The sequence below is a fragment of the Methylophaga sp. UBA2496 genome, assembly GCF_002341635.1.
GTDB lineage: Bacteria > Pseudomonadota > Gammaproteobacteria > Nitrosococcales > Methylophagaceae > Methylophaga.
This window is the reverse complement of the sequence record NZ_DDOK01000004.1, coordinates 234,827-249,243: the sequence shown is the minus strand read 5'-3', so window position 1 is coordinate 249,243 and position 14,417 is coordinate 234,827. Positions and strand designations below refer to the sequence as shown.

Below are 14,417 nucleotides of genomic sequence, written 5' to 3'. Positions count from 1 at the left end.
GCTCACAGCCCAGCTGACAATTCCATTGACTAAAATGTGAATTTGTCATTGTTGAGCTGTGATTTAAGTCATTTTCTAGCGGGAAAAGTTGCCTGTGAGAATAGTGGAGAGTATTTGACGGTGCAAGGAAAGACCGCAAAATCAGATAAAAATATGTAAGCAAAATAAGGTTTTTGGACGATTGCTTATCTTATTTATATACGGCGTCAGAAATTGTGAAAAAGCAATCTTGCTGCAAAATTTTAAAAAGTCAGCGAATTGCGCAAATGTAGACTCTGCGTCGGCCAATATCAAACCCCGATCGTGGGTTCTACTTCTGGTTCTGCTGGAACCATCGTAACCTGGCGTCGCAACTTGGGTACGTTTTGTATCTGCCAATGCTGTATTGCCCATTGCCATAAATCATCAAGCGGGACATGTGCCAATTCTGCCGGTGGTTGCAAACCCAGAAAGCGTAATACCCGGCATAAGACCACGCCACTGTCTCTCTGCTTTATCGGCTGTGCACGGGTTTGTTTACTGAGTTTTTCGCCTTGCAGATTGGTCGCTACGGGAATATGTGCATAAAGTGGTGTGGTAAATCCAAGTTGTTGCTGTAGATAAATTTGTCTGGGCGTTGAGTCCAGCAGATCAGCACCTCGAACAATATGCGTCACACCCTGCATGGCATCATCAACCACGACCGCCAACTGATAGGCATACAAACCATCTGCACGTTTAATCACATAATCACCCACATCACGAGCCAAGTTCTGCGATTGGTTCCCCTGAATCTGGTCATAAAAACACACGGGTTGTTCATTGACTTTGAGTCGCCAGGTACGTACTTGTTTTACAGCAGACAAGCCATCACGACAAAAGCCTGGATATACAGGTCCATCAATCCCCATTAGAGCACTGGCATTAATTTCTTTTCGGCTACAGGCGCAGGGATAGGCCTGTTTTGACAATTGCAACTTTGTCAGCATTTCACGGTAAACGGGATTGCGCTGACTTTGAAACAGCACATCAGTGTCCCACTCAAAACCAAAACTTTGCAGCGTATCGAGAATATCCTTTGCCGCGCCTGCAACTTCGCGGGGTTTGTCCAGATCTTCCATCCGCACCAGCCATTTTCCATTGTGCGCACGTGCGTCCAGAAAGCTTGCCGTAGCAGCTACCAGCGAGCCAAAATGCAACGGTCCGGTCGGTGAGGGGGCGAAGCGTCCAGTGTATGTGGGTTCTGTTAAGTCTGAATTCATATTTAGTTGTGATAATTCTCCACGTAGAATGACATCAGAGTCTGTTCATCAATGAATTTCACAGCCCTTAATCTATGACTGAAAACTATCTTTTTGTATACGGTACCTTACGTAAAGACACTGCTCGTCACGATTTGCTGCAAAGATTCTGTGAATTCATCGATATTGGAACGCTGCAAGGACAATTGTATCTGGTTGATTATTATCCCGGCGTAATAACAAGCGATGATTCGCGGCAACTGGTTTTTGGTGAAGTGTATCGGATTTACAATTACCAATTGCTGTTTGCTGCTCTGGATGATTATGAAGAATGTTCTTCCAGTTTTCCTCAGCCACACGAATATGTGCGGCAACAGTTAATGGTTTCGCTGTCGGATGGGCATAAACTGAAAGCCTGGGTATATCTCTATAATCGACCGGTCTCAGGATTGAAACTTATTGCCTCCGGTGACTTTCTCAATCCATGACTAAACAGGCACTATGTCGCTACCATTAAGTTATCAAACCAGCACAAAAGGTGCTTGAAAAAGAGGTTATATGTTTCGATCTGATGCTTTTCGCCAGCAAGCTCAAGCCTGGCAACAACAATTCAGACAGTTGCAGTCTGCCGGTTTGCTGCAACGGATCTTTGCATGGATTATGCTGGGGCTGATAATGATGCTGAGTCTGACACTGCTGGTTTTTGTGGTGTTGCTGAGCTGGATCCTGATTCCGCTGATGCTTTACCGGGCACGCAGACAAATGCGTAAAGCCCGGGAATCGGCTTCTCAACAACAACCGTTTTCACAACGCTCGTCTCAGCAATCACGTCATGAAACCCATATCATTGAAGGTGAAATTATCAGCCGTAAAGAGGAATGAAATAAGCCAGTCGAAAGGTGATACTTACTCAGCCTGTTACGATCAGCAATCACATCATGACCAAGGAGGCCGCGATTGTCCGAGTCTATTAGCCCAATCGGGTTTAGTGCTGTTGAGGATTGGACGGTAGAGGACTTTTACCGTTTTTTTCACCAGCTTAATATTCTGTATAACCGGCTCTATGTGTTGGAAAAGTTAAAATACAAAGGCCAGAATCCGAAGCTTAAAATGGCGTTATATGGTTCATTATCTGCTGTCAAAGCGCATCACAGACTTATTATTCAGTCCATTGAGATCCACTCTCCCGGCGATTTCAATCTGTTGGGACTGGATAAAGTTATCGAACAATTACGCGAACTCTGGAAAGATATTTCCTATCAAAATCGCCTGATAAAACAGAAGCTTACTGAACAGAATCGCCACAATAAACAGATGAATCAGCTCAGGGAAATCGCGGCGATGCAAAAGTTACTGCAAAACCAGGTCGCTACCATGCAGCAGCTGGGTTATAGCGAAGACGAAATTGCTGAAGGACTCAAAGCGCTGGCTGATCCACTTGAACAATTAATCGAACTGGCAGACAGCCGTAAGATTTCTTTGAAAGAATGATGACGTAAAGATAAATAGTGGTCCATCAAATTTATATTGAAAACCAGTAGATACGGCAAAAAAAGCGGCGGAAATCATAAATAACCGCCGCGATTTCCCATGGCCTGTTGATCTGTCAGAGCCACCACTGCCGGAGGCTATATCTTTGTCTCACAAGGCGCCTATGAAACATCAACAGGCCCTAATTACAAAAGTTATTTTAGGGTGTGATATTCAGATTGCCACCGAAGATACCAACCAATCCGATAATAATCAGATAAATAGCCACGATGTAGTTGAGCAGTCTCGGCACGACCAAAATCAGAATACCTGCGATCAATGAAATAAGTGGTGTCAGTGCAATAGTCATAATGTAAGCCTCTGTTGTCTAAAAAAATAGCATGTTTGTTATTTGCTTCAGCAGTATGCCTGAATACGAACCGGGCATATTAAGGGATAAAACCAAATCTAACTTTTTTCCTCAATCAGAATATCTTCCATCAGCTCAGGCTTTTCAACTATCTCTTCTGGCATAGCAGAAGAATGATGATTAACAATCAACCATTCACCATCATTTTGACGTTCATAAACAAAGCTATAACGGGCCTGCACCTTTTTTTCATGTTCTTGCTTTGTCAATGTAAAAGTATAAATACCGGTATTTATAGCAACATTGCCGTTGATAGAAATATGCTGTTTGTCAATCCGGCCATTAGGTTGCAATACCAGGAAATAGTCAAAATAGTCACGAATTCCATCATGGTCGGTTCGAATGGTGTTTGATAACGTCGGTAAAAGCACAGCATCATTTGCGTAATAAGCTGTCACTGTGGCGGAATCTCCGGTCTGCAGGGCGTTGTTCCAGCGATCAAACAGATATTCAATTTCAGCTTCGCTGGCCTGAACATCTTTTACCTCTGGTTCCGGCGCACAGGCCATCAGCATCAAGCCCAAAAATATAAGAAAACCCGGTTTGAGTATGCGCGTGAGTGGGAATGCATTTTTTGTCATAGTTATATTCTCCAATGCCGTTTATAGACTCTCCCTTATCAAAACCGATAAATTTCGATTCAGATGGTGTTTGACCGTACCACTTTTCGTTATCTCCGTGAAGTTACTGCGTTTTATTAGGTTCCAGGGTCTGGAAAAATGAAAGCTAACAAGCATTCATTAGTTTAATTATTCTTACATTTGGCTTTAAACTGTTGCCAAATTTATTCAGGATCGCACAATGCAAGCACATTACTTTCAGCACGTGCCATTTGAAGGCTTGGGCAGTATTGAAACCTGGTTCAATAAAAATGGTTATCAAATCAGTTCTACGGCGTTTTATCGGCAAGCCGTATTACCCGAAATCAGCGATGTGGATTATCTGGTGGTAATGGGCGGGCCAATGAGCGTGAATGATGAGGCTGAGTATCCCTGGCTAAAAGCAGAAAAGCAGTTTATACGGCAATTTATCGCAACGGGTAAACCTGTATTGGGGATTTGTCTGGGCGCACAGCTGATTGCCAGTGCAATGGGCGCCAGAGTGACTCCCAATAATGAAAAAGAAATTGGCTGGTGGCCGATTCAGGCTGTAGCAAATGTGAATTCATCTTTATTCACGTTTCCCGAAATGGCACTGGTTTTTCACTGGCATGGTGAAACATTTGATTTACCTGAAGGTGCTGAGCGAATCGCTGAGAGTTATGGCTGTCGCAATCAGGCGTTTCAGTTAGGAAAATCGGTGATTGGCTTGCAATTCCATCTTGAAACTACGGAGGCTTCTGCCCAGGCGATTGTTGAGAACTGTGCTGATGAGCTGGTACCTGCACCGTATGTGCAATCCGAGGGTGAAATACTATCTGCCGGTCCACCAAAATATCAGAGCATCAATCAGTTAATGGGCGCCGTACTGGAGTATTTACATACCGCAACAAAACATCCAGATAACGAAAGGCTTGCTGATGATGACTGAAAATCAACGGCTGGAACGATATCTCCATCAACATATCCCGTTATCAGCAGCCATGCAGGTATCGGTGCGGGAGATGACCCCGCAGACACTGACGTTATGTGCGCCGATTGCCCCGAATATTAATCATCAGGAAACCGTGTTTGGCGGTAGTGCTTCGACGCTGGCGATTCTGTCAGCCTGGTCGTTGTTGCAGACCCGTTTGGCAGAAGAGGGGCTGGCTTCCCGTTTGGTGATTCAACGCAATGAGATGGCTTATCTCAAGCCCATGACCGCAGATTTTTCCGCCACGGCCGCATTGAGGGATGAACATGATTGGCCAGGCTTTCTCAAAATGCTGCGACGCAAAGGAAAGGCCCGTATTCGTTTAACGGCTGTTTTATATTCCGGAGGCATCCTGGCAGGAAAGTTTTCGGGAGAATATGTTGCACTGCAGGATTTCCAATAGAATGACCCAATCAGTCAGACAATAGCTGGATGGATGACTGATACACTCGGCACAACAAAGCCAGCAACGAAGCACGGAGCCAGGATTCTATGTCGGTCAAACAGCCCTTTGTCTATCCGGAAATGCGATTGGTATTTATTTTATTGATTACCTGTTTTGCTGCCTGGGGCGTGGCTGCCAATATGACCGATCCATTGGTTAAGGTATTCAGTCAAATCTTTGCTATGAGCACCGTACAATCTGCGTTGGTACAGTTTGCCTATTACGGGGCGTATTTTTGTCTGGCAATACCAGCTGCATTTATCAATCGCCGATATTCCTATAAAACCGGTGTTTTATGCGGTTTAGGTTTGGCCGTAATAGGCGCTTTAGCGTTTTATCCCGCCAGTCTGGCAATGAATTATCATTATTTTCTTGCGGCGTTATTTATTCTCGCGTCAGGCTTATCGATTCTGGAAACGTCGGCTAATCCGTTTGTGATGGCGATGGGCCCGATGGAAAATGCCACACGCAGACTAAATCTGGCGCAGGCCTTTAATCCCGTGGGTACCAATCTTGGGGTGTTTCTTGCCGCCACCTTGATTCTGCCGAATTTGCATATTGCTGAAGCGGCTGATCGGGCATTAATGACGGTCGAAGAATTACAGCTGGTACAAGGCGCCGAGCTCAAAGCCGTGATGTTGCCCTATGTCAGTATGGCATTGGCATTATTGTTGATCTGGCTGATGATTTTATTTTCAAAAGTGCCGCAACCGCGAGAAGCCGTCGCTTCGAGCATCAGTGAGTTACATTTCACTCAGACGCTGAAACGATTGATGGCCAATCCTCATTACCGGTTTGGCGTGATCGCACAATTTTTTAACGTAGCGGCGCAAGTCTGTGCCTGGACTTTTACCATTCAATACGTGCAGCAGGCAATCGGTGGAACAGCGGCCGATGCCAGCGTTTATCTGCAATACAGTTTGCTGGTGTTTCTGGTGTCACGCTTTGCGATGACATGGTTGATGGGCTATGTTCGTCCCACCGTGCTGATGACAATACTGGCAATAACAGGATCGGCGTTATGCTTGTTTGCGATGCTGAACCCGACTATTTCCGGGGTTTGGGCTGTCGTGTCGATATCTGCCTGTTTATCGCTTATGTTCCCGACTATTTACGGAGTGGCATTAAAAGGTTTAGGCGAAGATACCAAATTCGGGGCCGCTGGACTGGTGATGGCGATTCTTGGCGGAGCGCTTTTGCCGTTAGTTCAAGGTGCATTCATTGATGTGTTTACTACGGCGATTTCTTATGTTGTCCCCGGTATCTGCTTTCTGGTGGTCGCTGCCTATGGTTATTTTGATGTACGTTCTAAGAGAGTGTGTTAGAAAACATTAAAAATTTTGAGACACACTTACGGCAATCAAACCAAACACGATCAATGCAATAAGGACACTGATGGTTTTAGTGGTTTTTCCGGGAGCTTTACTCAGTTTAATGGGCGAGTTTCTGGTTTTTAAGGATGCTTCACGAGTGACATTGATAGCCCGGGTTTTACCCTCTGGGGTGGTTTCTATTGCAAAATCCAGTGTTTCGCCGACTTTAGGACGTGGGCTACCACTCGGAAAAGCAGAAATATGTACAAATACTTCCTGTTGATTATGCTCACAGAGAATAAAGCCAAACCCCCTGTCATCTTTCCACTTGATTAACTTGCCATGCATTTTGATATCAGTTTCTGTAAATAATTTAAGCCAGGCACCATAACAGAGTTATTGGTCTGGAGGAATGCTGGACAATCACTGCCCACGCGGATTAATGATGACAGTCATGATTGCTGCCGAGCAGACAGAAACTGGCATCATCCGCTGACTCCAGCTGAATCGTTGCATGCTCAATAGCAAAGTGATCGTGTAAATCATGTTGTAGCTGGGATAAAAAAGCGTTATCCAGCGGACTGCCTTTTACCACCAGATGCACAGTTAACGCTGTTTCACTGGTACTTAACGGCCAGACATGTAAATCATGCAACGAGTCTACCTGATCACAATCCAGTAAATACTGCTGGATTTTTTGCAGATCCACATTTTCTGGCACGGCGTCCATCGCGTAATTTAACGATTCACGTAATAAACGCCAGGTACCAATCAGAATAATCATCACGATCAGCAAGCTGACCAGCGGATCAATCCATAACCAGTTTTTAAACAGAATAAAAATCCCGGCAATAACAACACCAAGCGATACTGCTGCATCAGCGGCCATATGCAGAAAAGCACCACGAATATTCAAGTCATGCTGCTGCCCTTTGAAAAATAACAGTGCGGTAATCGTGTTGATGACGACACCGATACTGGCCACTACGATTACCGTCATACCCTGAACCGGCTGCGGATTGAACATTCTGTTGATGGATTCCCAGGCAATGCCGCCCAACGCAATTAACAACATAATGGAACTGAGTAAGGCTGCCATAACGGTGGCTTTGCGAAAGCCATACGTGCGTTTTTCGGTGGCGGCTTTTTTGGCCAGAACGCTGGCACCCCAGGCGAGCAACAAGCTCACTACATCGCTTAAGTTATGTCCTGCATCTGCCAGTAAAGCCATTGAACCAGCCAAAATGCCATAGCTGGCTTCAATAATGACAAACACCACATTTAATAAAATACCAATCGCAAAAGCGCGATTATAGTTAGCGACCTGATGGTGATGTGGGTGACTGTGTTCCATGTTGCATCCGGGATCGATTAATAACAAAGCGGATGGCTACGTGAGCTTAATAATTCAATTCTGCCAGATTTTCCGCTTGGCAAGGATCACGGTTATTAACGTATATGTCTATAAAAAATGCTGTAACAAATCATGAACCACTCTGGCGTAACGCATTGATGATACGGTTCTGTTCTTCTTCCCCATAAAAGCTCGGATCATCAAACAAATCGCGTTGTTGTTGATCAAACATCATGTTCAACGCCTGGGCACTGGTTTGCACCATGGGTTCAAAATGGGCGCTCTTACCGCTGACCAGGTCGATGACATGGCGTCGACGGTAAGTCGTATAACCAGCAAGCATCAATAACACGATTCCAATATAAACCGGTAGACCATGAGCGCCAACTACGGTCATTAACCAACCAGCAATAATCGGCGCAAATGCACAGCCTGCACCATGCAAAACCAACATATCAGATGAGCCGGAGACAATTTCATCGGGATGCAGCTGATCAATTAACTGAGCAACTGCCAACGGATAAATGGAAAACGACAAACCGCCCCAGAGAAAAAAGATGCCGAACAGGAAGCGTTGTGAAGGAGCGATAGTCATTAATAGCGCCAGTATCGCTGCCATGATCACCACCCAGGTCATCACTTTAGGTCGGTCATGTTTATCGGAATAACGTCCAATGGGGATTTGTAAAACAGCCCCACCGATAATCGTCAAGCTCATAATCGTCGCAATGCCGCTGATGCCATAACCCAGTTGAGTGGCATAAATGGGTGTCATTGCCCAGAAAGCCCCCATGGCCAATCCTGACAAAAATGCGCCGGCAACTGCCAGAGGCGCAATTTTCAATAACGTTTTAAGACTGCTTTTAGGTCTTTCAGTGGCAATATTCGGTTGATTACGTCGCGTTAATGTTAATGGCAGAATCGCCCAGCTCACCAGAATGGATACCAGAGCGAATAATAAAAATCCTTCTGGCGAATCAAGATGCAGCATCTGTTGTGCAACGGCAAGTGCGCCCAGGTTGACCACCATATAAAACGCAAAGATTCGGCCACGTTCATGGCTGGCGGCCTGACTGTTAAGCCAGCTTTCAATCACCGTCATCAGTGTGATGTATGCCAGACCATAAAAAAAGCGAAAGCCCATCCAGGCCCATTGATCAATAACGATAATATGTAACAGAGTGGTGGTGGCACAGACTGAGGCGCAGAAAGCAAAGGTGCGAATATGTCCCATCCGGCGAATTAAACGACCGCTGACCCAGGTACCACAGATAAATCCGACGAAATAGGCCGACATGATCATGCCCATCACGGCACTGGTAAAGCCTTCACTGGTCCCGCGCAGAGTGAGCAGAGTACTGATCAACCCATTACCAAGTAGCAGCAGAGCGACGCTCCACAATATTGATTGAATGGGTTTTAGCAGTGTCAGAGATTGCATGTTGTGCTCCTTCTCTTTCTCTGAATGTCCGTTTTGTTTCTTAATGAATCAACACGCACCAAAATAAGGCTGTGATTGACTTGGATAAAGATAGCGTTCCGGAGTGCGATGCATGACTAAAACCGCATTCTATCGGCCTTCACAGGCTAAACCTGCTCTCCGGATTCTCCTGCTCTGAAGATTGTTTAAAGACACATGCAATTGTCGAACCGCATGAAAATGTTGAGAGATGCGCAGATTGACGATGGCCTGTTGATCTTTCATCGCCACAAACGCCGAAGCGGTTCTGAGAGATCAACAGGCCATCGTGCCGGGTATGGAAGGATATTTAACCAATCAGGCTGTGATACAGCGGAATACCGATGATGACATTAAAAGGGAAAGTCAGCCCCAGTGCTGCCAGCATGGCTAATCCAATATCCGCTTGTGGAATGGCCGAGCGAACAGCCACTGGCGCGGCAATATAGGAAGCACTGGCTGTCAAACTTGCCAGAATTAATACAGAGCCATTAGGCAGGCCAAGCAATTTACCGGTGAACAATCCTGCCAGGGCCAGAATGGTCGGAGCGACGATGGCAAAAATCACCACCGGAATTTTATCGCGGGATAATTTGCTCAACGCTTCTGCGGCGACAATTCCCATTTCCAGGAGGAACAGGGCCAGTACGCCCATAAATGCACCGGTGTATAGATCGGTCACCCCAGCCCCTTGCCTCGGACCGTACATCCAGCCGATTATCACGCCCCCAACCAGCAAAATCACGCCTCTATTGGTTAAAGACTCGTGCAATATGCTCAGCATGCCACCGGATGAGGCTTGTTTAACACCACTAAAATGCCTGTACAGCATTAAACCGATAACAATAGCGGGTAATTCCAGTAACACCAGATAAAGGGTGACCTGACCACCGATAATCATTTGATTGCTCTCGGCATAAGCGAGTGCAACAGCAAAGGTACCGGCACTGACCGAACCATAATGTGCAGCAAAACTGGCACTGTCTGCCAGGTTCAAACGCACCACTTTCCACAGCAGGGGAAATAAAATCAGCGGTATCAAAAAACCTAACAAGGCAACTGATAGCAGTTCTGGTAGCAGGCCCCAGCCCATATTGCCATGTAAGGCCATACCACCCTTGAGACCAATGGTCAGCATTAAAAGCAGACTTAAAACATCGTAAGCCGCTTTGGGAATAGCCAGATCGGATTTAACCAGACCACCGACTAAACCTAACAAGAAAAACATGACAACTATGTCAGGCACAAGCACTCCTTGAAATTAGACCTTAGGCAAGAAGCCTATTGTAACGATCTAACCAGATATCTCCGAAAAAATATTCAATAGAGGAAATTTGATAGGGCTTGTTTTTAAAACTCAAACGCTGCAATGAGCGGCGCATGGTCTGATAACATTTTCCAGGAGGAGTGGGGAGGGCATTCGCAAAAAGTGGGCTCAAGGCCACGATAATAAATACGATCCATTTTAAAAATCGGCATCCATGACGGCCATGTACGGGCATGTCTTTTGTGCAGAGTCCGAAAGGCTTCTTTCAAATCAAGGCGTTGAGTGAAGTGTTTTTCCGCCTGACCATTCCAGTCATTAAAATCACCGGCAACAATCAGTGGCGCATTATGGGGAACATGCTCATCAATACGTTCACACAGCGTTTGCAGCTGGCGTTTACGTTCGGTTCCAGTCAGACCAAGATGCAGACAGACGATATGAAGTTCATTTTGGGTATCGGGAATATGAATGACGCCGTGCAACAAACTACGGCTGGCCCAGGAATACGGAGAAACATTGATATTTTCCCAGCTTTGCAGGGCATATTTACTGAGAATGGCATTGCCATGATGCCCCACGCTATACACCGCATTTTTGGCATAGGCAAAATGCGGCCACATATCTTCAGCAATAAAGTCACAGTGAGGACAATCCGGCCAATGCTGATGTTTCTGCTGATGACCTATGTGTTCACCCTGAATTTCCTGCAACAGCATAATATCGGCATCCGCTTTTCGCAGGGCTTCCCGCATTTCATGCAGGATGAACTGCCGATTGCCGGTATTAAAGCCTTTGTGCAGGTTATAAGTCAGGATTCTAAGTGATTGTTTGGACATTCCATCTCTGAAAAAAGCTTAAAGCAATACAGTAACATCTCTTTTGGGTAGAAAATATGACCTATATTAAGTCCATTGAATCGTAACCAAAAAAACGCCGGTTCAACGATGAACCGACGTTATGTAATGTGGCTTATGTAATAGCGATCAGAGAATCAAGGTTGTACCTCGGGAAGTTCTTCCGGATCTTTTTTTGCCAGTTTCACTTCACATTCCGGGGATGCAACCATTTTTTCCGATGAACTCACTAATAAGGAATTTTCCAGGAAGTTGCGTCCGACCAGAATCGGGAACGTCATACGACTGCGGTCAGCCAGCGTAAAGCGGCTTTCTTCATAATGATTACCTACACATAAGCCCATCTCTACAACATAACGGGTTTGTTTGCCGCTGGCCTGTTTGATAGTCACTTTATCCACGATTGGGCGTGTCAGGATATGTTCATTATCTTCGTGATCTATAAATGTGAAACGGATCCGTTCCTCCCCGTTTTCTTCGAAAACCCGGGTATTAACGGCATACATTGAGTTTGTTGCAGCTCCCGTATCAATCCGTGCTTTGGTCTGGATTTCGCCAGGAAATAATGTAACGATTTCCTCATGGCCCAGAACCGATTGTTCTTCGATATCGACTTTGCTTTCATTGGCATGGGCTGTGAAGCCGAAAGCCAATAACAAGCTCAAAGTGAGTTTACGCATGGTGTCTATCCTTTTCATTTTTTTCTGGAATTGGGTGGGCATCATGGCCGAAAACAGGCTAACACATTAACGTTAAATCGAAGCTTAAATGCGTTTAAATGCCTGAATTCTCAAATTTTTACGATTTTTGCTATGTCGTACTCTTGATATCCAATCCTGCTAACCCCATCTGTGAGCTATCGTTAAAACAGCCAGATGGAGGCAACACAGAAATGGGCGTTGATGCACATAAGGAAACAATGGGTTTCCAGACAGAAGTTAAACAACTTCTCAACCTGATGATTCATTCGCTTTACAGCAACAAAGAGATCTTTCTGCGTGAGCTGATTTCCAATGCGGCCGATGCCGCGGACAAGTTGCGTTTTGAAGCCTTGTCCGATGATGCTTTATATGAAGAAGATGGCGATCTGAATATTCGCGTCGCTTTTGATAAAGAAGCCCGTACCATCACCATCAGTGATAATGGTATTGGCATGACCCGTCAGGAAGTTATCGACAATATCGGTACCATTGCCCGTAGCGGTACCAAAGCATTTTTCGGACAGTTAACCGGTGATCAAGCCAAAGATTCACAGTTGATTGGCCAGTTTGGTGTGGGTTTTTATTCCGCATTTATTGTTGCTGATAAGGTGACACTGAAAACCCGCCGTGCCGGCACCACCAAAGAACATGGTGTGATGTGGGAGTCAGCCGGAGAAGGTGAGTTTAATATTGAAACCATTGAAAAGCCGACACGTGGAACGGAAGTGACGCTGCACCTGCGTGAAGGTGAAGACGAGTTTCTTAATGGCTGGCGTCTGCGTAACGTGATTCGTAAATATTCCGATCACATCAATCTGCCAATCGTTATGTTGAAAGAGCCTGTGCCTGATGAAGAAGGCAACATCGATGAAAGCATTATCGAAGATGAAACCGTCAATAAAGCCACGGCATTATGGACGTTGTCTAAAAACGACATTACTGAAGAGCAGTACAAAGAGTTCTACAAACAAATCGCCCACGACTTCCAGGATCCAATGAGCTGGAGCCATAATAAAGTCGAAGGTAATACCGAATACACTTCACTACTGTATATCCCATCCAAAGCACCTTTTGATCTGTGGGATCGTGACCGCATGCACGGCATCAAGCTGTATGTAAAACGTGTCTTCATCATGGAAGACAGCGAACAGCTGATGCCTCGCTATCTGCGTTTTATTCGCGGAGTGATTGATACCAACGATCTGCCATTAAACGTATCGCGTGAAATTCTGCAAAGCAGCAAAGTCATCGACACTATTCGTGCCGCTTCAGTGAAGAAAATTCTCTCTGAACTGAACAAAATGGCGAATAACGAACCGGAACAATATGCTGAATTCTGGAAAGAATTCGGTCAGGTGATCAAAGAAGGTCCGGGCGAAGACTTTGCCAACAAAGAAACGTTGGCGAAATTACTGCGTTTTGCCAGCACCGAATCCGGCAATGACGAGCAAACTGTTTCCCTGGAAGACTATGTCAGCCGGATGAAAGACAAGCAGGACAAAATCTATTACATCACTGCCGAAAGCTATGCGGCGGCGAAAAACAGCCCGCATCTGGAAGTGTTCCGTAAGAAAGGTATTGAAGTCCTGTTGCTGACGGATCGTGTCGATGAATGGCTGGTCAATTCTTTGACCGACTTTGATGGCAAACACCTGCAATCGGTTGCTAAAGGCGATCTGGATCTGGGTGAGCTGGAAGACGAGGAAGAGAAAAAAGCCCACGAAGAAGTTGAGAAAAACTTCGAAGATCTGGTTGAGCGGGTCAAGAAAACACTGGATGATAAAGTCAAAGATGTACGTATCACTCATCGTCTGACCGATTCACCCGCCTGTCTGGTAGCCGATCATTACGATATGAGCGGTAATCTGGAACGTATGCTGAAAGCGGCTGGCCAACAGGTCTCTGCCAGCAAACCGATTCTGGAACTCAATCCGGAACATCCAATGGTCGCCAAACTGAAAGATGAACAGAACGACGAACAATTCGGTGACTGGACTTCAATCCTGTTTGACCAGGCCTTATTGGCCGAAGGCGGACAACTGGAAGATCCGGCCAGCTTCGTGAAAAAACTGAACGCAATGCTATTGCAACGCGCTTAATCTGAAATCAGCCCATTACTCTGAGTTGTACGAGTAATGGGCTTTTTCATCATATCTTCCCCTGACTGCTTAAACTTAAAGCCTAATTTTCGGCTCTAAAAACATTTGTTCATGGTAGGTTGGGTTGAAGCATGTAACCCAACAATCCACCCCTGTTTTCATCACACTTGCCAAAACCCCACGATCGAATCACAATCTAATTCCTCGAAAAAAAACACTCTAACCATCGCGAA

16 protein-coding genes are annotated in these 14,417 nt (G+C 45.5%); 7 read left to right on the top strand and 9 right to left on the bottom strand.

The window, feature by feature from the left end; translation table 11 throughout:
- Window positions 1–290 precede the first annotated feature (290 nt).
- Window positions 291–1,241, bottom strand: a complete 951-nt coding sequence (gene gluQRS, locus B2W60_RS04375) for a tRNA glutamyl-Q(34) synthetase GluQRS (protein WP_292362436.1) — start codon at window positions 1,239–1,241, stop codon at window positions 291–293.
- A gap of 74 nt (window positions 1,242–1,315) precedes the next feature.
- Here gluQRS and B2W60_RS04370 point away from each other — a divergent pair, with 74 nt between their 5' ends.
- From B2W60_RS04370 to B2W60_RS04360, 3 genes are all read left to right on the top strand, one after another.
- Window positions 1,316–1,708: a gamma-glutamylcyclotransferase family protein gene (locus tag B2W60_RS04370; protein WP_292362438.1), complete on the top strand. Its 393-nt coding sequence runs from the start codon at window positions 1,316–1,318 to the stop codon at window positions 1,706–1,708.
- Window positions 1,709–1,778: 70 nt separating this feature from the next.
- The gene (locus tag B2W60_RS04365; RefSeq protein WP_292362439.1) at window positions 1,779–2,102 is read left to right on the top strand and encodes a hypothetical protein; all 324 of its coding nucleotides are present in this window, start codon (window positions 1,779–1,781) and stop codon (window positions 2,100–2,102) included.
- Between the two features lie 75 nt (window positions 2,103–2,177).
- Entirely contained in the window at window positions 2,178–2,711 is a 534-nt protein-coding gene (locus B2W60_RS04360) for a hypothetical protein (RefSeq protein WP_292362440.1), read from the top strand.
- 199 nt (window positions 2,712–2,910) lie between these two features.
- Here the strand turns inward: B2W60_RS04360 and B2W60_RS04355 are convergent, their stop codons facing one another.
- A complete protein-coding gene (locus tag B2W60_RS04355) occupies window positions 2,911–3,060 on the bottom strand; it encodes a DUF3096 domain-containing protein (protein WP_014707945.1) in 150 nt (49 codons plus the stop codon).
- A 98-nt stretch (window positions 3,061–3,158) separates the two neighbouring features.
- Window positions 3,159–3,701: an SgcJ/EcaC family oxidoreductase gene (locus B2W60_RS04350; protein WP_292362441.1), complete on the bottom strand. Its 543-nt coding sequence runs from the start codon at window positions 3,699–3,701 to the stop codon at window positions 3,159–3,161.
- A gap of 220 nt (window positions 3,702–3,921) precedes the next feature.
- Between B2W60_RS04350 and B2W60_RS04345 the strand changes: the two genes are divergently transcribed.
- From B2W60_RS04345 to fucP, 3 genes are all read left to right on the top strand, one after another.
- The gene (locus B2W60_RS04345) at window positions 3,922–4,650 is read left to right on the top strand and encodes a type 1 glutamine amidotransferase (protein ID WP_292362442.1); all 729 of its coding nucleotides are present in this window, start codon (window positions 3,922–3,924) and stop codon (window positions 4,648–4,650) included.
- Window positions 4,640–5,095, top strand: a complete 456-nt coding sequence (locus tag B2W60_RS04340) for a thioesterase domain-containing protein (protein ID WP_292362443.1) — start codon at window positions 4,640–4,642, stop codon at window positions 5,093–5,095. The genes B2W60_RS04345 and B2W60_RS04340 overlap by 11 nt, the downstream gene beginning before the upstream one ends.
- Window positions 5,096–5,184: 89 nt before the next feature.
- On the top strand, window positions 5,185–6,462 hold the full coding sequence (gene fucP / locus B2W60_RS04335; RefSeq protein WP_292362444.1) for an L-fucose:H+ symporter permease: 1,278 nt from the start codon (window positions 5,185–5,187) through the stop codon (window positions 6,460–6,462).
- 6 nt (window positions 6,463–6,468) lie between these two features.
- Here the strand turns inward: fucP and B2W60_RS04330 are convergent, their stop codons facing one another.
- The 6 genes from B2W60_RS04330 to B2W60_RS04305 form a co-directional block, all read right to left on the bottom strand.
- Entirely contained in the window at window positions 6,469–6,798 is a 330-nt protein-coding gene (locus B2W60_RS04330; RefSeq protein ID WP_292362445.1) for a cold shock domain-containing protein, read from the bottom strand.
- Between the two features lie 91 nt (window positions 6,799–6,889).
- Entirely contained in the window at window positions 6,890–7,804 is a 915-nt protein-coding gene (locus tag B2W60_RS04325; RefSeq protein ID WP_292362446.1) for a cation diffusion facilitator family transporter, read from the bottom strand.
- A gap of 130 nt (window positions 7,805–7,934) precedes the next feature.
- Entirely contained in the window at window positions 7,935–9,245 is a 1,311-nt protein-coding gene (locus B2W60_RS04320; protein ID WP_292362447.1) for an MFS transporter, read from the bottom strand.
- A 328-nt stretch (window positions 9,246–9,573) separates the two neighbouring features.
- A complete protein-coding gene (locus B2W60_RS04315; RefSeq protein WP_292362448.1) occupies window positions 9,574–10,509 on the bottom strand; it encodes a sodium-dependent bicarbonate transport family permease in 936 nt (311 codons plus the stop codon).
- A gap of 104 nt (window positions 10,510–10,613) precedes the next feature.
- Window positions 10,614–11,366, bottom strand: coding sequence for an endonuclease/exonuclease/phosphatase family protein (locus tag B2W60_RS04310; RefSeq protein ID WP_292362449.1), 753 nt, complete (start codon window positions 11,364–11,366; stop codon window positions 10,614–10,616).
- Between the two features lie 155 nt (window positions 11,367–11,521).
- Window positions 11,522–12,064, bottom strand: a complete 543-nt coding sequence (locus B2W60_RS04305) for an ATP-dependent zinc protease (RefSeq protein WP_292362450.1) — start codon at window positions 12,062–12,064, stop codon at window positions 11,522–11,524.
- Between the two features lie 212 nt (window positions 12,065–12,276).
- On the opposite strand from B2W60_RS04305, the gene htpG reads away from it, so the two are divergent.
- Window positions 12,277–14,184, top strand: a complete 1,908-nt coding sequence (gene htpG, locus B2W60_RS04300) for a molecular chaperone HtpG (protein ID WP_292362451.1) — start codon at window positions 12,277–12,279, stop codon at window positions 14,182–14,184.
- Window positions 14,185–14,417 lie beyond the last annotated feature (233 nt).